The organism is Psychrobacillus sp. NPDC093180, assembly GCF_044754065.1.
Classification (GTDB): domain Bacteria; phylum Bacillota; class Bacilli; order Bacillales_A; family Planococcaceae; genus Psychrobacillus.
This window is the reverse complement of sequence record NZ_JBIVOJ010000013.1, coordinates 98,451-120,085: the sequence shown is the minus strand read 5'-3', so window position 1 is coordinate 120,085 and position 21,635 is coordinate 98,451. Positions and strand designations below refer to the sequence as shown.

The 21,635-nt window shown below is 38.8% G+C and carries 19 protein-coding genes; all 19 read left to right on the top strand.

Annotated features, from left to right (window positions below; translation table 11 throughout):
* Nucleotides 1–12: 12 nt before the first annotated feature.
* The 19 genes from purH (at nt 13) to ACIP9W_RS18315 (ending at nt 21,609) form a co-directional block, all read left to right on the top strand.
* Nucleotides 13–1,548, top strand: coding sequence for a bifunctional phosphoribosylaminoimidazolecarboxamide formyltransferase/IMP cyclohydrolase (purH, locus tag ACIP9W_RS18405; protein ID WP_400792359.1), 1,536 nt, complete (start codon nt 13–15; stop codon nt 1,546–1,548).
* 16 nt (nt 1,549–1,564) lie between these two features.
* Complete coding sequence (purD, locus tag ACIP9W_RS18400) at nt 1,565–2,824, top strand: phosphoribosylamine--glycine ligase (RefSeq protein ID WP_400792357.1); 1,260 nt, start codon at nt 1,565–1,567, stop codon at nt 2,822–2,824.
* A 489-nt stretch (nt 2,825–3,313) separates the two neighbouring features.
* Nucleotides 3,314–3,505 carry a hypothetical protein gene (locus tag ACIP9W_RS18395; protein WP_400792355.1) on the top strand — a complete coding sequence of 64 codons (192 nt, stop codon included), beginning with the start codon at nt 3,314–3,316 and terminating at the stop codon, nt 3,503–3,505.
* 125 nt (nt 3,506–3,630) lie between these two features.
* Entirely contained in the window at nt 3,631–5,361 is a 1,731-nt protein-coding gene (locus tag ACIP9W_RS18390; RefSeq protein ID WP_400792353.1) for an adenine deaminase C-terminal domain-containing protein, read from the top strand.
* A gap of 11 nt (nt 5,362–5,372) precedes the next feature.
* The gene (locus ACIP9W_RS18385; RefSeq protein WP_400792351.1) at nt 5,373–6,422 is read left to right on the top strand and encodes a DUF3048 domain-containing protein; all 1,050 of its coding nucleotides are present in this window, start codon (nt 5,373–5,375) and stop codon (nt 6,420–6,422) included.
* A gap of 30 nt (nt 6,423–6,452) precedes the next feature.
* Complete coding sequence (locus ACIP9W_RS18380; protein WP_142540327.1) at nt 6,453–6,773, top strand: YerC/YecD family TrpR-related protein; 321 nt, start codon at nt 6,453–6,455, stop codon at nt 6,771–6,773.
* A gap of 97 nt (nt 6,774–6,870) precedes the next feature.
* Complete coding sequence (gene pcrB / locus ACIP9W_RS18375; RefSeq protein WP_400792348.1) at nt 6,871–7,554, top strand: heptaprenylglyceryl phosphate synthase; 684 nt, start codon at nt 6,871–6,873, stop codon at nt 7,552–7,554.
* Between the two features lie 60 nt (nt 7,555–7,614).
* Nucleotides 7,615–9,843, top strand: a complete 2,229-nt coding sequence (gene pcrA, locus ACIP9W_RS18370; RefSeq protein WP_400792404.1) for a DNA helicase PcrA — start codon at nt 7,615–7,617, stop codon at nt 9,841–9,843.
* Between the two features lie 22 nt (nt 9,844–9,865).
* Nucleotides 9,866–11,869 (top strand): NAD-dependent DNA ligase LigA, encoded by a 2,004-nt coding sequence (gene ligA, locus ACIP9W_RS18365; RefSeq protein ID WP_400792345.1) that lies wholly within the window; start codon nt 9,866–9,868, stop codon nt 11,867–11,869.
* A gap of 13 nt (nt 11,870–11,882) precedes the next feature.
* On the top strand, nt 11,883–13,019 hold the full coding sequence (locus tag ACIP9W_RS18360; RefSeq protein ID WP_400792342.1) for a CamS family sex pheromone protein: 1,137 nt from the start codon (nt 11,883–11,885) through the stop codon (nt 13,017–13,019).
* A 93-nt stretch (nt 13,020–13,112) separates the two neighbouring features.
* Nucleotides 13,113–13,403, top strand: a complete 291-nt coding sequence (gene gatC, locus ACIP9W_RS18355) for an Asp-tRNA(Asn)/Glu-tRNA(Gln) amidotransferase subunit GatC (RefSeq protein ID WP_282242285.1) — start codon at nt 13,113–13,115, stop codon at nt 13,401–13,403.
* Nucleotides 13,404–13,424: 21 nt separating this feature from the next.
* Nucleotides 13,425–14,888, top strand: a complete 1,464-nt coding sequence (gatA, locus tag ACIP9W_RS18350) for an Asp-tRNA(Asn)/Glu-tRNA(Gln) amidotransferase subunit GatA (protein ID WP_400792338.1) — start codon at nt 13,425–13,427, stop codon at nt 14,886–14,888.
* A 1-nt stretch (nt 14,889) separates the two neighbouring features.
* Nucleotides 14,890–16,317 (top strand): Asp-tRNA(Asn)/Glu-tRNA(Gln) amidotransferase subunit GatB, encoded by a 1,428-nt coding sequence (gene gatB / locus ACIP9W_RS18345; RefSeq protein ID WP_400792335.1) that lies wholly within the window; start codon nt 14,890–14,892, stop codon nt 16,315–16,317.
* Nucleotides 16,318–16,530: 213 nt separating this feature from the next.
* Entirely contained in the window at nt 16,531–17,094 is a 564-nt protein-coding gene (locus ACIP9W_RS18340) for a thioredoxin family protein (RefSeq protein WP_282242288.1), read from the top strand.
* Nucleotides 17,095–17,215: 121 nt separating this feature from the next.
* On the top strand, nt 17,216–18,130 hold the full coding sequence (locus ACIP9W_RS18335; RefSeq protein ID WP_142540318.1) for a diacylglycerol kinase: 915 nt from the start codon (nt 17,216–17,218) through the stop codon (nt 18,128–18,130).
* Between the two features lie 224 nt (nt 18,131–18,354).
* On the top strand, nt 18,355–19,701 hold the full coding sequence (locus ACIP9W_RS18330; RefSeq protein ID WP_400792330.1) for a cytochrome ubiquinol oxidase subunit I: 1,347 nt from the start codon (nt 18,355–18,357) through the stop codon (nt 19,699–19,701).
* The gene (locus ACIP9W_RS18325; protein WP_400792327.1) at nt 19,698–20,723 is read left to right on the top strand and encodes a cytochrome d ubiquinol oxidase subunit II; all 1,026 of its coding nucleotides are present in this window, start codon (nt 19,698–19,700) and stop codon (nt 20,721–20,723) included. Before ACIP9W_RS18330 ends, ACIP9W_RS18325 begins: the two co-directional genes overlap by 4 nt.
* A gap of 11 nt (nt 20,724–20,734) precedes the next feature.
* A complete protein-coding gene (gene cydS / locus ACIP9W_RS18320) occupies nt 20,735–20,839 on the top strand; it encodes a cytochrome bd oxidase small subunit CydS family protein (RefSeq protein ID WP_400792324.1) in 105 nt (34 codons plus the stop codon).
* A 68-nt stretch (nt 20,840–20,907) separates the two neighbouring features.
* A complete protein-coding gene (locus ACIP9W_RS18315; RefSeq protein WP_400792321.1) occupies nt 20,908–21,609 on the top strand; it encodes a YjjG family noncanonical pyrimidine nucleotidase in 702 nt (233 codons plus the stop codon).
* Nucleotides 21,610–21,635: the final 26 nt, after the last annotated feature.

The window sequence follows — 21,635 nt, the reverse complement described above, 5'->3', positions numbered from 1 at the left end:
GGAGGAAATAACGTGTCAAAACGTGCTTTACTTAGTGTTTCAGATAAATCAGGAATTCTCGAATTTGCAAAAGAGTTAGAACAGCTTGGTTATGAAATTTTATCAACTGGTGGTACAAAGGCATTTTTAGAACAAAATGGAGTAGCAATCACATCCGTAGACTCTGTAACAAACTTTCCGGAAATATTGGATGGTCGTGTAAAAACTTTAAACCCAATGATTCACGGAGGATTATTAGCAAAACAAGACGATCCTGCACACCAAGCACAATTAGAAGAACATCATATCACTCCGATCAACGTCGTATGTGTCAATTTATATCCTTTCCGCGAAACTATTTCTAAACCAGATGTTGCATTCGAGGATGCGATCGAAAATATCGATATTGGCGGTCCATCTATGTTACGTTCTGCAGCAAAAAATCATCAATATGTAACAGTAGTAACAGATGCAACAGACTATGCAGAAGTGTTAGACCAATTAAAAGAAACTGGTGAAACGAAACTTGAAACACGTCGCAAGTTAGCTGCAAAAGTGTTCCGTCACACAGCTGCGTACGATGCGTTAATCGCTAGTTACATGACAGAGTTAACTGGTGAGGAATTCCCTGAACTTTTAACACTTACATATGAGCGTAAACAAGCGTTACGTTATGGAGAAAATCCACACCAAAAAGCAGCATTCTACAAACGTCCACTTGGATCAGATTTCTCGATTGCTTCTGCAACCCAATTACACGGGAAAGAACTTTCTTATAATAATATTCAAGATGCCAATGCTGCTATCCAGATTGTAAAGGAATTCGAAATTCCAGCAGCGGTTGCAGTAAAACATATGAATCCTTGTGGTGTTGGAACAGGCGAAACTATTTCTGCAGCTTTTGATAAAGCATACGAAGCGGATTCAACATCGATTTTCGGTGGAATTGTTGCATTAAACCGTGAAGTAGATGCCCAAACTGCAAAAGTGCTTGCAGGTATTTTCTTAGAAATCATTATCGCTCCTTCTTTTTCAGAGGAAGCAATTGCTATGTTAACGGCAAAGAAAAATATTCGTTTACTGACAATTACATTTGAACAAACGAAAAAAGATGCTTGGAATACAGTTTCTGTAGAAGGAGGATTATTAGTTCAATCACCTGATACATACGGATTAAAAGATGCTGACTTAAAAGTAGTAACAGACCGTGAACCAACTGCAGAAGAATGGAAAGCATTAGAGCTTGGCTGGAATGTTGTAAAACATGTAAAATCTAACGCGATTGTAGTAGCTACGGAAGATATGACAATTGGTGTCGGTGCTGGTCAAATGAACCGTGTAGGATCCGCAAAAATTGCATTAGAACAAGCTGGAGAACGTGCAAAAGGAGCAGGACTTGCATCGGATGCATTTTTCCCAATGAACGACACAGTAGAAACTGCTGCAAAGGCTGGTATCACTGCAATCATTCAAACTGGTGGATCTGTAAAGGATCAAGACTCCATCGACAAAGCAAATGAATACGGAATTGCAATGGTATTCACTGGCGTTCGTCATTTCAAACATTAAGGGAGGCGCATCGAATATGAATATTCTCGTAATTGGAAGTGGCGGTCGTGAGCATGCCATTGCAAAGCAATTCAATAATTCACCTTCGGTAAAAAAAGTATTTGTAGCCCCTGGAAATGCAGGTATGGGTAATGATGCAGAAATAGTGCCGATCGATGTCATGGCATTTGAAGAATTAGCAAGCTTTGCAAAAGAAAACAATATCGATTTAACGTTTGTTGGTCCTGAGCAACCGCTAGCTGGCGGAATTGTTGACCATTTTGAAGCACAAGACCTTCGCATTTTTGGACCAACGAAAGCTGCTGCCCAAATTGAAGGAAGTAAATCATTTGCGAAAGAATTAATGAAAAAATACAACATCCCGACTGCTGCGTATGAAACTTTTACAGAAGTTGAAAAAGCAAAGGCATATATAGAAAAACTAGGTGCTCCAATCGTTGTAAAAGCAGATGGATTAGCTGCTGGAAAAGGTGTAGTAGTTGCCATGACAGTGGAAGAAGCCAACTCAGCAGTAGAGGATATGATTGGTAACCAACTATTTGGCGAATCATCCTCTCGTGTTGTAATTGAAGAGTTTCTAGACGGTGAAGAGTTTTCGTTTATGTCATTTGTGCATAAAGGACAAATTTATCCAATGGTTATTGCACAAGATCATAAACGTGCGTATGACGGAGATAAAGGTCCGAACACAGGTGGTATGGGAGCATACTCACCTGTTCCACAAATTTCTTCAGAAGTCGTCGATACTGCTTATAAAACAGTTGTCGTACCAACAGTAAATGCAATGACAGAAGAAGGAACATCATTTACAGGTATTTTATATGCTGGACTAATTTTAACAAAAGAAGGACCAAAAGTAATCGAGTTCAATGCTCGTTTCGGTGATCCAGAAACACAAGTCGTGTTACCACGAATGACTAGTGATTTCGGTAAATTCATGGTGGCATTAATGGATGAAAAACCGTTTCAGCTAGAGTGGTCTGAAAAAGCAATGCTAGGTGTAGTAATTGCCTCAGAGGGGTATCCAGCAGATGTGAAGAAAGGCGCTAGACTTCCAGATCTTTCAGTTCTTGAAGAGACTGGTCTTGCCGTTTTCCACGCGGGTACAAAAGCTGAAGGGAAAGACTATATTGCGAACGGCGGTCGTGTTATATTGGTAGCCGCAAGTGAGTCTACACTTTTAGAAGCGCAACAAAAAGTATACAAGGGCTTGTCCGAGTTAGAATGGGAAGGTTTGTTTTTCCGAACAGATATCGGCTGGCGAACGTTTCAATAACTTGAAAAGGATATCTCCGGTATGGGGGATATCCTTTTTTAGTGGATATTGGAAAACTGCACGGCTGTTATCGACTCTCACTTCAAGTAAACTTGTTATATTAAGAAATGGATGCTTCCACCAGCGATTTGGTTGCTCTCAATGACTGAATTGCTGCCCTTATCCATTAACTGGATGATAGTTTGTCGGGATTCCTCACGTTATGGGGATACTACATGGTAGTTATCGACATCTCACTTCAAGTAAACTTGTTATTCTAAGAACTGGTTGCTTTCAATAGCAATTTGGTTGCTCTCATGCAGATTTAGTTGCTTTCAGAGTAGAATTGGTTGCTTTTCATGACTGATTGATTGCTCTTAGCCATTTACTGGATTTTTGAGTGGAGATACTTTTCAATAATCGGTTTATCACAACAGCTGGAACTGCGTAAGTAGCGTGCTCCTTTGATTTTCGCTCCAGCCGGCGACTCCTGCGGGATGAGGGAGCTAAATGAGCCATCCCAACGTACGCCAAAGCGGCGGAGATGGCTCATCGCTCACCCCACGGAAAGCGCCCGGCTGGAGTGAAAATCACGGTGGACACCTATTAAAGCCTTATCGCGCAGTTTCCCTATTCGGTGTGTTGTTCCTTTTTATCGTTTCTGTGCTAAATTGGGAAGGTGACAGTCCATACAATTATTAACTTTTCTTACTAGGTATATTTTAGAAAAAAATTTACAAAAAATAATAATTCAACACTTTGCTTTACTAAAGTACTATGCTACTATTATTTCTATGAGTAGTCTTATAGAAAGGAGAATGGATGCAATGCAATATCCGATTTGGAAAATAGAAGAAATTAGAAAACAGATAGAAGTTGTAAACGGAAAACAAGCACCAGATATCCTTATTACAAATGCAACTTATTTACACAGCCATTTAAAGAAATGGATGAACGGAAATATTTGGATTGTAAAAGATCGGATTGTGTATACCGGCTCGGAAATGCCACTAGTTTCTTCGAAAACAGAAGTATACGACGCCGCTGGTCAAAAGATTGTACCAGGCTATATGGAACCCCATGTACATCCATTCCAACTATATAACCCGCAGACATTTGCCGATTATGCAGCTCAATTAGGAACGACGACATTTATAGCAGATAATTTAGTAATGTTTTTGATGCTTGAAAATAAGAAAGCGTTTTCAATAATGGATGAGTTAAGTAAATTGCCTTTTTCTTTTTATTGGTGGGCTCGCTTCGATTCACAGACTGAGCTTGAAAATGAGGAAGAATTATTTACATCTAAAACGGTTGGAGAATGGATTGCGCGTCCAGATGTTATTATGGGGGGCGAGCTAACAGGTTGGCCAAGGCTCCTTTCCGGTGATGATCAAATGCTGTATTGGATGCAAAAAGCAAAGACGAACGGGATGAAAATTGAAGGACATTTCCCAGGTGCTTCTGAACGTACACTTGCGCGTATGCGTTTACTTGGAGCTGATGGAGACCATGAAGCGATGACCATTGAAGAAGTGGAAAGAAGAATCCTGCATGGTTATGCGGTGACGCTTCGTCATTCTTCCATTCGACCTGACTTGCCGATTTTATTAAAAGGAATACTTGAGAAGGATTTGCAAATTTTTGATCACCTGATGATGACGACAGACGGTGCTACACCTTCTTTCCATACGGACGGGGTGATGGATAAGTGTATCCAGGTTGCTTTAGATGCTGGAGTCAGCCCGGTAGATGCTTATTTAATGGCTTCATTCAACGTAGCGAAGTACTATAATTTATCGAATTTACATGGCGTCATTGCTGCTGGAAGATTTGCTACGCTCAATTTCCTTGAAGATGAGTTGAATCCTGTCCCGACAACCGTTTTATCTAAAGGGGTTTGGTTAAAACGTGATGGTGAAAGAGTTCACTCATTGGCAGCAACTGATTGGTCAGATATACCGGATTTAGATTTGGCTTTTGACATGTCCGATGATGATTTTCAATTTTCGATGCCTTTTGGGATTGAAATGGTGAACGACGTTATAACGAAGCCTTATTCTGTTTCGGTTGATACAACGGATAACGAGCTTTCAACTGATCATGATGAAAGTTTTTTATTGTTAGTAGACCGTAATGGTAAATGGAAAGTCTCTACACTTATTAAAGGATTTGCAACGACATTAAAAGGTTTTGCTTCTTCTTATTCTAGTACAGGGGATATTATCTTAATCGGAAAGAATAAAAAGAGCATGCTCCAGGCTTTCAACGAAATGAAAAAAATGAACGGTGGTATAGTCATCGTTGAAAATGAGGAAGTTGTTTGCACGCTTAAACTTCCAATAGGTGGAATCTTATCGGATAAGCCGATGGAAGTATTAATAGAAGAGGAATTACTATTAAAGAGAGAATTGACAGCTAGAGGATTTAAGCATGGGGATGCCATTTATACTTTACTATTTTTGCAAGCTACGCACTTACCTTATGTTCGAGTTACGCAAAGAGGAATTTTCGATGTGATGAAAAAACAAGTATTGTTTCCAGCTGTCATGAGGTAGGGGGATTTCCATTGTTTAAAAAATGGGGGATAATAAGTTTACTCGGTTTATTTCTTGTTGCCTGCTCCAATGAGGAAAAAACAGCAGAAGTACAACCCGTAGAAGAGATTGTGGAGGATATAGTAGAAGAAGTAGTAGAAGAACCTATTGTTCTCCCTTATGTTGCACCGTTTACTGGTATTCGTTCAGAAGAAGAACAAACACAAAGGCCAATTATTGTTACGATGAATAATCATCCGCTTGCAAGGCCTCAGTCAGGGATTGCACAGGCGGATATCGTTTATGAAATGTTAGCTGAAGGAAATGTGACGAGATTTCTAGCGCTTTATCAAAGTGAGATTCCTGATATAGTAGGTCCTGTTAGAAGTGCTCGTGATTATTTCGTAGAAGTTGCCAAAGGATTAGATGCTTTTTACATTGCACATGGTTATAGCCCAGATGCTCAGAAAATGTTAAATGCGAGAGTAGTAGATAATATTAATGGGATGCAATATGATGGTATACTTTTTAAGCGTTCAAAGGAACGTAAGGCACCACATAATTCGTATATTTCGAAAGAGAACATTTTCACAGGGGCAGAAAAAGTAGGAGCCTCGATGGAAATGCACAAAATGCCTACCTTCTCCTTTTATGATTCGGCAGAAGGAGCAAAAATTGGAGACCCTGTCTCTTCTGTAAGTATTCAGTATGGAACAGGGGCAAGTTTTGAAAATCAGTATACATATATACCGGAAAGTGGTTTATATGAACGAAAAACAGGCGGAGTTTTAACAATCGATAAGGAAACGGAAAAACCTGTAGAGCTTGCAAATGTAATATTTATGGAAATACCGCATACGACAATTGATAATGCTGGGCGCAGGCAGTTAACATTGAATGCCGGAGGAAGAGCGTATCTTTTCCAAGCAGGAACGATGAAAGTGATTGAATGGGAAAATGTCGACGGAATACTTATTCCAATGGAAAATGGTGTTCCAGCTAAATTAGTACCAGGTAAATCATGGATTAGTTTTGTACCGACCAAGCCAGGATTAGAAAATATGGTAAACTATTTACCTTGACTTAAAACGTGAAGAAGGGAATGATATAATATGCAAATTGAAAAAATAAAAGGACATCAAACGGATCAATTGTTTAAAGCTGTACTAGAGCTAAATAATATAGAAGAATGTTATAAGTTTTTTGATGATTTATGTACAATAAGTGAAATTCAATCACTTGCCCAGCGTTTCGAGGTTGCGCATTTACTACGTTTGAAAAAAACATATGAAACAATTAAAAAAGAAACAGGTGCAAGTACAGCAACCATTTCACGTGTAAGACGTGCATATGATTACGGCAATGATTATTATGATGAAATTCTTGGTCGACTGTATCCAGAAGAGTTGTCGCTCCAACAATCAAAAGAATAATATTAAACTTATCTATCGCTAACTACTGAACAGAAGCCTCTGTTCAGTTTTTTTGTTATAATGAAGAGTGCTTAACTAACTTAATGTAGGTGAAAAAATGGATTATAAAGAATGGCGCCATATATTTAAATTGGATCCGGCAAAGGAAATAGAGGGAGAAGCCTTAGAAAAGGTTTGTGAATCTGGAACTGATGCTATTATCATTGGGGGTTCGGACGGGGTAACACTGGATAATGTGATTGATTTGTTAATGCGCATTAGAAGGTATGCTGTACCTGTTGCACTAGAAGTATCGACAATAGAATCGATTACTCCGGGCTTTGATTTTTATTTTATTCCAAGTGTATTGAATAGCCAAGAGACAAAATGGGTGAAGGATTTACACCATGAGGCAACAAAGGAATTTGGAGAAGTGATGAACTGGGATGAAATTATTCCAGAAGGGTATTGTATATTAAATCCAGATTGTAAAGCAGCTAAGTTAACGAATGCTAAACAACCAGAAACAGATGAAGATATTATCGCATATGCACAAATGGTCGAGCATTTGTTTAAATTCCCTATTTTTTATATGGAATACAGTGGTATGTACGGTGATGTAGAGGTCGTAAAAAAGGCAAAAGAAGGTCTTCAAAATACTAGACTATTCTACGGAGGAGGCATTAAAACAGCGATCGAAGCAAGTGAAATGGCTACGTATGCTGATACTATAATAGTTGGCAATCAAGTATATGAAAACCTATCAGAAGCTTTAAAAACAGTACAAGCTGTTAAGCGATAGTTGAATATAAAAGAGATGAACTATATAATTAGAACAAATGTTCTTGAAAGGGAGTGCATGATGGAACTCATAGGAAAAAACCTATTAAACGGTATGAATAAAGAGCAAGAAAAAGCCGTTAAAACAACAGAAGGCCCTCTACTTATTATGGCGGGAGCAGGTTCTGGAAAAACACGCGTCTTAACCCATCGAATTGCCTATTTAATCGTGGAAAAAGAAGTCTACCCCTCGAAAATACTAGCCATTACATTTACCAATAAAGCAGCTCGCGAAATGCGTGAACGTATCGACGGTATTTTAGGAGCTGGAACGGGCGAGCGTATGTGGGTATCCACATTCCACTCGATGTGTGTTCGAATACTCAGAAGAGATATCGACCGTATAGGGTATTCAAAAAACTTTTCGATACTTGATACGACTGATCAGTTAACGGTTATTAAAAATATTTTAAAAGAACAAAATATCGATCCGAAAAAATACGATCCACGTTCTATGCTAAATGCGATTAGTAGTGCAAAAAATATTTGCATAGATGCAGATACGTATAGAGCACAGATGAACGAGATGAACCCATTTGAAAAAACAGTTGCAGAAGTTTATACAGGATATGAAAAGCGTTTAAGAAAGAACCAATCCCTCGATTTCGATGATTTGATCATGACAACTGTAACACTGTTTAAAAGAGTACCGGAAGTGTTAGAGTTCTACCAAAACAAATTCCAATATATTCACGTGGATGAATACCAAGATACCAATAAATCCCAGTATGAATTAGTGCAAATGCTTGCGAGTAAGTTTAAGAATATTTGTGTCGTTGGTGACTCTGACCAATCGATTTATCGCTGGCGCGGTGCGGATATTCAAAACATTTTATCATTTGAAAAAGACTATCCGAATGCAATGATGATCATGTTAGAACAAAATTATCGTTCTTCTCAGCGCATCTTACAGGCTGCAAATGACGTCATTAGCAATAACACGAGCAGATACCCTAAAGTGCTCCGCACAGAAAATACTGAAGGAGAAAAAATCCAGCTCTTCCGTGCCTTTAATGAACAGCAAGAAGCGCAGTTTGTCGTGCAATCTATTCAAGAAATGATGGAAAATGAAAACCGTACCTTGAATGATTTTGCTGTCCTATATCGTACAAATGCCCAATCTCGTGTGATGGAGGAAGTGCTTGTAAAATCGAATATGGCCTATACAATCGTCGGCGGCACTAAGTTCTATGATCGTAAAGAGATTAAAGACCTATTAGCTTATCTTCGATTAATTGCTAATAACGATGATGATTTATCGTTAGCTCGTATTATTAATGAGCCAAAAAGAAACATTGGCGCAACCTCTTTTGAGCGTATAGCGATGTATGCACTGGAACAAGATCGTTCTATTATGGATGCATTACATGAAGTCGACTTTATGGGGTTACCGGCAAGAGCGGTAAACTCCGTTGTCTCATTCCATGGTCTCATTCAAAACCTGACACAAATGCAAGAGTTTTTATCTGTAACTGAAATTGTCGAGCAAGTACTTGAAAAAACTGGTTATAAAACAATGTTAAAAAACGAGAAGACGATTGAAGCGGAAAGTCGTTTAGAGAATATTGAAGAATTTTTATCTGTTACAAAGGCATTTGAAGAAAAAAGTGACGATAAATCACTTGTGGCATTTTTAACGGATTTAGCGCTTATATCAGATATAGACAAGCTCGATGAAGAAGAAGATACATCACAAGGTAATATTATTTTGATGACGATGCATGCGGCTAAGGGTCTAGAGTTTCCTGTCGTATTTATCATTGGAATGGAAGAAAACATTTTCCCTCATTCTCGTTCCATCGGGGATGATGACGAAATGGAAGAAGAAAGGCGCCTCGCTTATGTTGGTATAACGCGGGCAGAGGAACGATTGTTTATCTCCTGTGCGCAGTCTCGTACTATTTTTGGACGAGGTAGTTTTAATAGTCCTTCCCGTTTTATAGGTGAAATTTCCGATGACATAATGGAGGTTGTTGGTGGAAAAAGTGACAACAACCGAATGTCCTCATCGAATACTAGATCTGTTCAACAAACTAAAAAACCAGCTGTTGTTCGTCCAGCTTACAAACAATCAGGCGGAGATAAAGTGGGCTGGCAAGTAGGAGATAAAGCGGTGCATAAAAAATGGGGCGAAGGTATGGTTGTTAGCGTTAGAGGAAATGGTGAAGATACAGAGCTAGATATTGCCTTCCCAAGTCCGACAGGTATTAAACGACTACTAGCAAAATTTGCACCAATCGAAAAAGGATAATTCACTTAGTGGAGGAAAGCCCATGGATAAATTAGAAGAAAGAGTAAAAGAGCTTCACAAGCTTTTATATGACTATGGTTATGCATATTACGTCTTAGATGACCCAATAGTACCTGATGCGGTGTACGATCAATATTTGCACGAACTCATCGCATTAGAGGAACAAAATCCGAATTTAATACTACCGGATTCCCCAACCCAACGAGTAGGAGCGGTTGTAAGTGAAGGATTTCAAAAAGTTACGCATACTAGCCCAATGCTCAGTCTTTCTAATGCATTTAACGAAGCCGATTTACGCGATTTTGATCGACGAATACAAAGTATTATCGATGAAACACCAACGTATGTATGTGAGTTGAAAATTGATGGTCTAGCTGTTTCCCTCCTTTATGAAGAAGGACGCTTAGTAAGAGGAGCCACTCGCGGGGATGGTACAACCGGGGAGGACATTACAGCTAATATTAAAACAATTCGTTCCATTCCACTTCGTTTGAGAGATACAGTTACGCTTGAGGCACGAGGAGAGGCTTATATGCCGAAATCTTCGTTTATGAAGCTAAACGAAGAACGTGCGGAACGAGGAGAGATATTGTTAGCAAATCCTCGAAATGCGGCAGCAGGATCTTTGCGACAGCTCGATCCTAAAATGGCAGCCAGCCGAAATCTGTCTATGTTTGTCTATGGACTAGGAGGAGACGGTGCTGAACAAAATATAGAACAACATTCCGAAGCGCTGAAGTTTATGAAAGAGCAAGGCTTGCCGACAAATAAAGAAACAAGAAAATGTAACTCAGTCGAAGAAGTGCTTGAATTTGTTCAAGAATGGACTGCAAAAAGAAACGATCTCCCTTATGAAATCGATGGTATTGTCATTAAGGTAGATGACTATGCGCAGCAAGAAGAGCTAGGATTCACGGCGAAAAGTCCCCGTTTTGCTATTGCGTATAAGTTTCCAGCAGAAGAAGTAGTAACGACCATTCTTGACGTTGACTTAACTGTAGGACGTACGGGAGTAGTAACACCTACAGCGATTCTTGAGCCAGCGATCGTTGCGGGCTCAACCGTTCAACGAGCAACACTTCATAATGAAGATCTTATTCGGGAAAAAGATATCCGCATCGGTGACCGAGTGATCATCCGAAAAGCAGGGGACATTATCCCAGAAGTAGTATCGGTCATTTTAGAAGAAAGAGACGGGACTGAAATACCATATGAAATGCCTACACATTGCCCGGTATGTGATAGCGACTTAATACGAATTGAAGAAGAAGTAGCTTTACGTTGTGTAAATCCACAATGTCCTGCACAAATTCAAGAAGGTATTTACCATTTTGCATCTCGCAATGCGATGAATATTGAGGGACTTGGCGAAAAAGTGGTGGAGCAGTTATTTAGAGAGCAACTGATCAAAGACGTTTCTGATTTATATAAATTGACAGTGGAAGATTTAGTTCAATTAGAACGAATGGGACAAAAATCTGCTACAAACTTAGTGGCTGCAATAGAGGCATCTAAAACGAACTCGATGGAACGAGTATTATTTGGTCTTGGAATACGCCATATCGGTGAAAAAGCTGCCAAAATACTAGCGGAGACATTTCATAATTTTGATGCATTGATGAAGGCTACAAGAGAAGAGCTAACCGCAATCTTTGAAATAGGTGACAAAATGGCAGACTCGCTAGTTACCTATTTTGAGCAAGAGGAAGTACAACAACTAATCGTACGATTAAAAGTAGCAGGGTTAGCCCTACAGTACACTGGTAAAATTGTAGACATGTCCCTATTAGGAGATAGTCCATTTGCAAACAAAACAATTGTACTTACAGGTAAATTACTGCAATTGACTCGACCAGAAGCGAAAGAAAAAATTGAAGCGCTTGGTGGGAAAGTCGCAGGTAGTGTAAGTAAAAAAACAGATTTAGTGATCGCAGGCGAAGAGGCTGGATCTAAGCTAGAAAAGGCGACTAGTCTCGGTATTGAAATTTGGGATGAACAAACGCTATTAGATCATTTAGCGGATTAAAGGGGTTCAAAATATGAACAAAAAAATAATAGGTATAACGATGCTAGTGTTCTTACTACTCGTTTCTGGATGTACTCCTTCTCCGGACACCAAGACGGAAGTTATTCAAAATACGGAAGAAGAAGCTAAAAAAACAGTAATTATTCCAAGCTTACAGCTAGATGAAACTTACTACCGTACAATCTTGCCTTACGAAGAGAGTGCAAGTAGAGGATTTGTTGTCTCGAATATGGCAACAAAATATGATGTGAAAGAGGTAGAAACAGGACTTCTTCGCATTTCGCAAAATGTATACTCACCCGATAAATATTTATTTCAAGAGGGGCAGTATCTAGACACAACCACTTTAAGAGACTGGTTAGATAGAAGTAACAAGTCAAAAGGTGGTTTAAATCCAAGTGATGAAGGGCTTACTGGAGAAGAGAAAGCAAAAAAAGCTCCCGTTTATATAACTCATATTGTAGAGCAAAACTATTTGATAAAAGAAGAGAATACAGTGAAGCTTGCGGGAATTTCTATAGGGCTTGCGTTAAATTCGATTTATTACTATCAAAAAGAAGCGTACGGAGCAACTTTTGAAGAACAATTAACACAAGCTCAAATCGAAGAAAACGGGAAGAAGATTGCAGAAGAAGTCGTGAATCGCATGCGTCAAATAGACGGATTACAAGACGTGCCGATTGTAGTCGGCCTTTTTAAACAAAATAGTAGAAATGCGGTTGTTCCTGGAACATACTTCACCTATAGCACGGCTCCTGCTGGAAAGAACGTATCTGACTGGAAACCAAACGATGAAGAATATGTGTTATTCCCTACGGCGAATTCAGAAGAAAATTATCGTGATTTGGATACTATATTCCGCAACTTTAAACAAGATGTAGAAACGTATTTTTCCAATTATACAGGTGTCATTGGAACCGGTTATTTTAAAGACAAACAGCTTCAAAAATGGACGATTACGATTCCTATTCAGTTTTATGGTACTTCGGAGGTAATTGGATTTACACAACATCTCGCAGGCTTAGTAAAGGATCATTTTAATACTTCAATGAATGTAGAAGTGCAAGTAAATTCGTTGAATGGAGCAGAAGCATTACTTATTAAAAAACCTGGTGAGGAAGAACCATTTGTGCATATATACACGCAGTAAATAGATTACTCGATAAATATGTGTCACTCTGTTCAAGTAGAGTGAAAAATGGTATGATATTGCCTATGGTTATTGAATTCGGAGGTGTGGAAAATGGCAGAATTAACAAAAGAAGAAGTGAAGCATGTGGCACATCTAGCACGTCTTGCAATTACGGAGGAAGAAGCGGAAAAGTTTGCGCTTCAACTAGGTGCGATTACAGAGTTTGCTGAACAATTAAAAGAGTTGGATACAACAAATGTAGAACCAACTACCCATGTACTACCTTTAGTAAATGTTCTACGTGAAGATGTAGCAACTAAAGGGCTTGATCGTGAAACGATGATGTTAAATGTAAAAGAACAAGAAGCAGGTCAAGTAAAAGTACCAGCTATTATGGAGTAATCATTGTAAGGAGGGAAACTAATGACGTTATTCGAACGTTCGGCGAAAGAATTACAAGAACTTATACATAGCAAAGAAGTTTCGATTGCCGATTTGACAAAAGAAGCTTTTGACCGTGTAGAAAAACTAGATGGTGATGTAGAAGCGTTCTTAGCATTAAACAAAGAAAAAGCAACAGCAACAGCTGCGGAATTAGATCAAGTACCTTTTGAAGAGCGCGGACCATTATTTGGTTTGCCAATCGGGGTAAAAGACAATATCGTAACAGAAGGATTAGAAACAACCTGTGCAAGTAAAATATTAGAAGGATTCAATCCAATCTATGATGCAACAGTTGTGAAAAAGTTACGTGCAGCAGGAATGGTCACAATTGGGAAACTAAACATGGATGAATTTGCGATGGGATCTTCTAATGAAAACTCAGCATACAAAACGACAAAAAATCCATGGTCTTTAGATAGAGTACCAGGAGGTTCTTCAGGTGCATCTGCAGCAGCAGTAGCAGCAGGAGAAGTACCATTCTCACTAGGTTCTGATACTGGTGGATCTATTCGCCAACCAGCAGCGTATTGTGGAGTTGTTGGGATGAAGCCAACATACGGTCGTGTTTCTCGTTCAGGTCTTGTAGCATTTGCTTCTTCCTTAGACCAAATTGGTCCGATTACACGCAACGTAGAAGACAATGCTTTATTATTAGAAGCAATTTCAGGAGTGGATCCAATGGATTCTACTTCAGCGAATGTAGAGGTACCTAACTTTGCAGCTGCTTTGACTGGTGATATTAAAGGCTTACGTATCGCTGTTCCTAAAGAATATTTAGGAGAAGGAGTTGGCGAAGCTGCTCGTGCGTCTGTTATGGAAGCATTGAAAGTGTTAGAATCACTTGGAGCAACTTGGGAAGAGGTTTCATTACCACATTCTAAATACGCTTTAGCGACATACTATATCCTTTCTTCATCAGAAGCTTCTTCTAACCTATCACGTTTTGATGGTATTCGTTATGGTTTCCGTGCAGAAAATGTAACAAACTTAATGGATCTATATAAAGAAACACGTGCACAAGGATTTGGAAACGAAGTAAAACGTCGTATTATGCTTGGAACGTATTCGTTAAGTGCAGGAACTTACGATGCTTACTATAAAAAAGCACAGCAAGTTCGTACGCTGATCAAAGAAGATTATGATAAAGTGTTAGCTGATTATGATGTTATTATTGGACCAACTGCACCGACACCTGCATTTAAAATTGGTGAAATTGTAGAAGATCCATTAACGATGTATGCAAACGACATTTTAACTATTCCGATTAACTTAGCAGGAGTACCAGCGATTTCTATTCCTTGTGGATTTGAAGATGGCATGCCTCTTGGACTACAAATTATCGGTAATTATTTTGACGAGTCAACGATTTATCGCGTAGCTCATGCTTATGAGCAAGCGACAGATTTCCATAAACAAACTCCTCAAATTTGGGAGGTAAAATAATATGAACTTTGAAACAGTTATTGGTTTAGAAGTACACGTAGAGCTAAAAACGAACTCTAAAATCTTCTCAGCAGCACCGAATCACTTTGGCGCTGAACCAAATACAAATACAACAGTAATTGACCTTGGTTACCCTGGTGTACTTCCTGTCGTAAACAAGAACGTAGTAGATTTTGCTATGCGTGCAGCACTAGCATTAAATATGGAAATTGAACAACATACAAAGTTCGACCGTAAAAACTATTTCTATCCTGATAATCCGAAAGCATATCAAATCTCTCAATTTGATAAACCAATTGGTAAAAATGGTTGGATTGAAATTGAAGTAAACGGAGAAACAAAACGTATCGGTATTACTCGTCTTCATATGGAAGAGGATGCAGGTAAATTATCGCATGCGGATGGTTATTCACTAGTAGACTTTAACCGTCAAGGTACTCCATTAGTAGAAATCGTATCAGAGCCGGATATTCGCACACCTGAGGAAGCATATGCATACCTTGAAAAACTAAAATCTATAATCCAGTATACAGAGGTTTCAGACTGTAAAATGGAAGAAGGATCACTACGTTGTGATGCGAATATTTCTTTACGTCCATACGGTCAAGAAGAATTTGGTACAAAAGCAGAGCTAAAAAACTTGAACTCTTTCAGCTTCGTGCGTAAAGGTCTAGAACACGAAGAGATTCGCCAAGCAGAAGTACTTTCTTCTGGTGGAATAATTGAACAAGAGACTCGTCGTTTCGATGAGAAAACAGGTAAAACAATTCTGATGCGTGTCAAAGAAGGAACAGATGACTATCGTTACTTCCCAGAGCCGGATTTAGTAGACATCGTTATTGACGATGCTTGGTTAGAGCGTGTGCGTGCTGAAATCCCAGAACTTCCAGATGCTCGTAAAAAACGTTACATCGAAGATCTTGGACTTCCAGCTTATGACGCAATGGTATTGACATTAACAAAAGAAATGTCCGATTTCTTTGAAGAAACTATAGCTCTTGGAGCAGATGTGAAGCTTGCTTCGAACTGGTTAATGGGTGAAGTTTCTGCATACTTAAATGCGGATCAAAAAGAATTGAAAGACATCCAACTTACACCATCTAATCTTGCTGGTATGATTAAACTTATTTCCGATGGAACGATTTCTTCAAAAATCGCGAAAAAAGTATTCAAAGAGCTTGCAGATAACGGTGGAGATGCTGCAGAAGTTGTAAAAGCAAAAGGCTTAGTACAAATCTCTGACGAAGGTGCACTTCGTGAAATTGTTACCGCAACACTAGATGCAAATCCACAATCTATTGAAGACTTCAAAAACGGGAAAGACCGTGCAATTGGCTTCTTAGTTGGCCAAATTATGAAAGCAACAAAAGGACAAGCGAACCCACCGCTTGTAAATAAAATCTTGAACGAAGAAATCGTGAAAAGATAAATAAAAAGATGACTCTTCGGGGTCATCTTTTTATATTTCGGCTTATGAAAATGGTTACTAGAATTAGCTATCGGCTTTGGTGAATTGCAGAATACAGAATATTATAAAGAACTATATCTATATAACAAAATCTTACCCTATATCTTGTTAGCCAACTTATTTGAATAAGATATTAGAACGAAGTATACTAAAGTAAAGAGGGGGTCATTTTGAATGCCTACTGAACAACAATACTTTGAAAATGCAAAACCACTTACACAATATATGGATGATATGACAACGAAAAAAGAAGAATCATTTAGCATTTACGAACAATTCGAAGTGCCTGCGGATGATGAATTTATCGAATTATTAAAAGAAAAAGCACCACATGTACTGGCTATTACAGAAGACTGGTGTGGAGATGCAATGATGAATAACGCAATAGTGCGTAGAATTGCAGAGGCAGCTAGCCTTGATGTGCGCGCTGTATACCGCGATGAAAACCTTGAGTTGATGGATCAATATTTAACAAATGGTGGACGTTCTATTCCTGTTTATTTATTGTTAAATAGCGAAGGTGAAGTTATTTCTAAATGGGGGCCTCGTGCCGAAAAAGTGCAGCAATTTGTTATGGAAGGTAGAGCAAAGTTCCCTGAAAAAGAAGATCCGACATTTGAAGAAGTACAAAAAGCGTTCTATGCTCAAATGAGTAAAGAGTTTACAGACAATAAAGATTTCCACTTAGCAGTTTATGAAGACATACGTAATAACTGGTTGCAAGCACTTCAAAAATAAGAAAACTAACTAAAGAGCGGGGCCGGCATAAGTCGGCTCTTTTAGTAATGCAATGAAACCTTTTCTTCAGGAAAGAAGTCTATATGACTAGGAAGAATTGTGAAGCAGAGAGGAAAAAATTATGAAACGTGCACGAATCATTTATAATCCTACTTCAGGGAGAGAAATTTTTAAGAAAAACTTGCCCGAGGTATTAGAAGCTTTAGAAATTGCAGGTTATGAAACATCTTGTCATGCTACTACAGGAGAAGGAGACGCAACTTCCGCCGCTAAAAAAGCAGTAGAAAATAATTTCGACCTAATCATTGCAGCAGGTGGAGATGGCACACTAAATGAAGTGGTAGCGGGTGTTAGTGAATTTGAAAAACGCCCAAAAATCGGTCTTATTCCCATGGGGACAACGAATGATTTTGCCAGAGCCTTGCATATTCCAAGAGATATTCAAAAAGCAGTGGAAATCATTGTAAAGGGTGATTCGATCCCTGTAGATGTAGGACTTGTGAATAATGAACGATACTTTATAAATATTGCTGGTGGAGGACGTATTACTGAACTAACGTATGAAGTGCCGAGTAAACTAAAAACTGTGCTTGGACAATTGGCATATTATTTAAAGGGTATAGAAATGCTTCCATCGATCAATGCGACGAAAGTTCGGATTGAATATGACGATAAAGTATTTGAAGATGAAGTGATGATGTTTTTAGTAGGGCTCACCAATTCCGTTGGTGGGTTTGAAAAACTTGCTCCAAACTCCAGTGTGAATGATGGGCAATTTTCTTTATTAATTTTGAAAAAAGTTAATATGGCTGAGTTTATCCGTTTAGCATCACTTGCGATTCGTGGAGATCATTTAGAGGATCCACATGTTATTTATAAAAAGGCGAAACAAATAAAAGTTACATCTGATGAAAAAGTATTGCTTAATTTAGATGGTGAGTACGGAGGAAACATTCCAGCTACATTCCAAAACTTATATCGACATATTGAGGTTTTTGTACCAATCGATGAAATTCGTGAACAAGACAGACCTTAAAACTGAGACCCAGCATTCCATACAGAGTGCTGGTTTTTTTTACTTCTGCTTTTTTCGAAAGACGATGTTAGAACTGTCTGAATTAGGGGTAAAATAGAGCGAAGGGAGTGTTGTGCATGTATAAAAAACAAGAAAAGTATTTGATATGGCTCGCTTTTATTGTTGCAGGCATCATGGCGCTATCAATTGTAGGTAGAATTTTCGGTAGCTAAGGAGGGAAACATATGGGAAATGAAGAAGCCGTATTTTATAGTCGAGTGTTAACCGAGTTGACCTTATCTTTTCATATTATTTACGCCACCATTGGTGTTGGAGTTCCCCTCATGATCATGATTGCTCAATGGGTTGGGATTAAAAAGAATGATGAGCACTATATATTACTCGCCAGACGCTGGGCTAGAGGTTTCGTAATAACGGTTGCGGTTGGAGTAGTAACTGGGACTGCTATAGGAATGCAGTTGTCATTACTTTGGCCGAATTTTATGGAGCTTGCTGGAAATGTTATTGCGCTTCCACTATTTCTAGAAACGTTTGCGTTCTTTTTTGAAGCCATATTCCTCGGTATTTACTTGTACACATGGGATCGTTTTGAGAATCAGAAAAAGCATTTGCTTTTACTGATACCAGTAGCCATTGGAGCATCCGCATCTGCTGTATTTATAACGATCGTGAATGCATTTATGAACGCTCCACAGGGCTTTGACGTACTAAATGGAGAGCTAGTGAACATCAATCCTTTACTTGCGATGTTTAATCCGGCAATGCCTACAAAAGTTGCTCATGTTGTTGTAACGGCATATATGACAGCTGCTTTTGTATTAGCTGCAATTGCCGCATTCCGATTATTGAAAGGCTCGAATCATATATACCATAAGAAAGCACTTTTTCTAACGATGAAGGTCGGGCTTGTATTTTCCATTGCCGCTGCGATTATAGGTGACTTTTCCGGAAAGTATTTGGCGGAGTATCAACCAGAAAAACTCGCTGCTGCAGAATGGCATTTTGAAACAGAAGAAAATGCACCGCTTATATTATACGGTGTACTAGATAACGGCGAAGTGAAGTATGCGATTAAAATTCCATTTGCTTTAAGTATTCTTGCCCACTTCAATCCTACTGCTGAAGTAATCGGATTGGACCAGTTCCCAGAAGATGAAATTCCACCATTATATATTCATTACTTGTTCGATTTGATGGTAACGATTGGTGTTTGGATGACGTTACTTTCACTCGTCTATTGGTTAGGTATACAAATGCGATGGAAAATGGTTCATTCGAAGTTATTCCGATGGTTGATCGTTTTAGGCGGACCATTGTCTATTTTAGCAATTGAAGCAGGCTGGTGGCTTGCGGAAGTAGGTAGACAACCGTGGATCCTTAGAGGTCTGATGCGTGTAGAAGATGCCGCTACAACAAGCGGACATGTGGATACGATGTTAATCTTGTTCTCGGGGCTCTATTTAGTGCTTGGAGTTGGAAGTGTTGTTGTACTTACTCGTATGTTTAGAAGAAATCCAGTGGAACAAGAATTAGAAGATCGTCATGCTACAAAGGGGGCTGACATCTCATGACGTTAGAGATTATAGGAGTTACGGTGCTTTGGACGTTTTTGTTTGGTTACTTGATTGTAGCATCTATTGATTTTGGAGCAGGTTTCTTTAATGCATATAGTCTGCTTACAGGACGGCAACATATTTTGACGAATGTGATTCAACGTTATTTATCGCCAGTTTGGGAAGTAACGAATGTATTTCTCGTGTTTTTCTTTGTAGGGATCATTGGATTTTTTCCGAAGACAGCATTTTATTATGGAACGACACTACTTGTGCCGGCAAGTATCGCAATCATTTTACTTGCGATTCGCGGATCATATTATGCATTTGAGACTTACGGTTCAAGAGGACATAAGGGCTATTCGTTTATGTACGGATTAGCAGGACTGTTTATACCTGCAGCATTGTCGATTGTACTAACGATTTCTGAAGGCGGCTTCATCGAAATGGTGGATGGTTCTCCATCACTCGATTATTATGCATTATTTACGAGTCCATTAACCTGGGCAATCGTTGTGCTTAGTCTTTCCGCCGTACTTTATATTTCTGCTGTATTTTTAACATGGTACGCAAATAGGGCAGGAGATTTAGAAGCAACGAAACTAATGCGAAAATATGCGCTCATTTGGGCATTGCCAACAATCATAACTGCGGCTGGGATTATGGTAGAACTGCGAACACACAATCAAGCGCATTATAATAATATGATGGATATTTGGTGGGCGTTTGGATTATCCTTTTTATTGTTTCTAGGAACGGTTTGGCTTTTAGTGAAAAGAAGAAGCTATGGACTTTCTTTTGGGCTGTTAGTTGGTCAATTTTTCGTTGCATTTTTTGCTTACGGTTTTGCCCATCGTCCGTATTTACTGTATCCGTACTTAACGATTTACGATAGTTTTACGAATGAAGCAATGGCGATTGCGCTCATCATTGCATTTATCGCTGGACTTGCGTTATTAATACCGTCACTCTATTTGTTGTTACGTTTGTTTTTATTCAACAAGGACTATGTTCGTGGTAAAAAAGACAATCACGCTTAAGGAGGAGCAGTATGACAGACTTTTTAATCTTTTATGCACCTTTTATTGTTCTGATTGCAGCAATTGTTGTGGCATTTTGGGCTGCTTTGAGAGATGGAGCAGTGAAGGATAAATGAACCTCGGGAAACCGAGGTTTTTTTCTGTGGTAAAATAATTGTATATGATGCGAAAGGGCGGGTACAAGATGAACTATGATGTTTTGTTATTTGATTTGGATGATACATTATTTGATTTTGGAATGACCGAGAAGAACGCACTCCACAATCTATTTATGGAATATGGTCTACCAAATGGAGTGAAGGATTATCTTCCTAGCTATAAGGCGATTAGTAAAGTGTTATGGGATGATTTGGAACAAGGGCGAACAACTTTAGCGAACATTAAAGTAGAAAGATTTAAGCAGTTATTTTTGGAGCAAGCACTTGATATAGATGCTGAAGTTTTTGGGCATAAGTATATAGAGAGTTTAGGAAAAGAAGTACATATGATAGAAGGTGTAGAAGAAATGCTTTCGAATCTTGCAGGCTGTAGATTTGCAGTTTTGACAAATGGGTTTACAATTGCACAGCATGCAAGAATAGGTGGATCTTCTTTAAAAGATTTGTTCGAAATAATTATTACTTCAGAGGAAGCAGGATATCAAAAGCCTCAGCCTGAAATATTTGAATACATCTTGGACAAACTAAAAGTAACCGATAAATCTCGCGTATTGATGATTGGTGATTCGCTTTCCTCCGATATTCAGGGCGGTAACAACTTTGGAATCGACACTTGTTGGTTTAACCCGCATGTGAAAAAGAATACGACGGCAATCCATCCAACTTTTGAAATTCAAACATGGGATCAGTTAGTGGAAATTGTAAACAACCAAGTTCAATGTAGATAAATACATATCCATTATTTTTGTGAAGT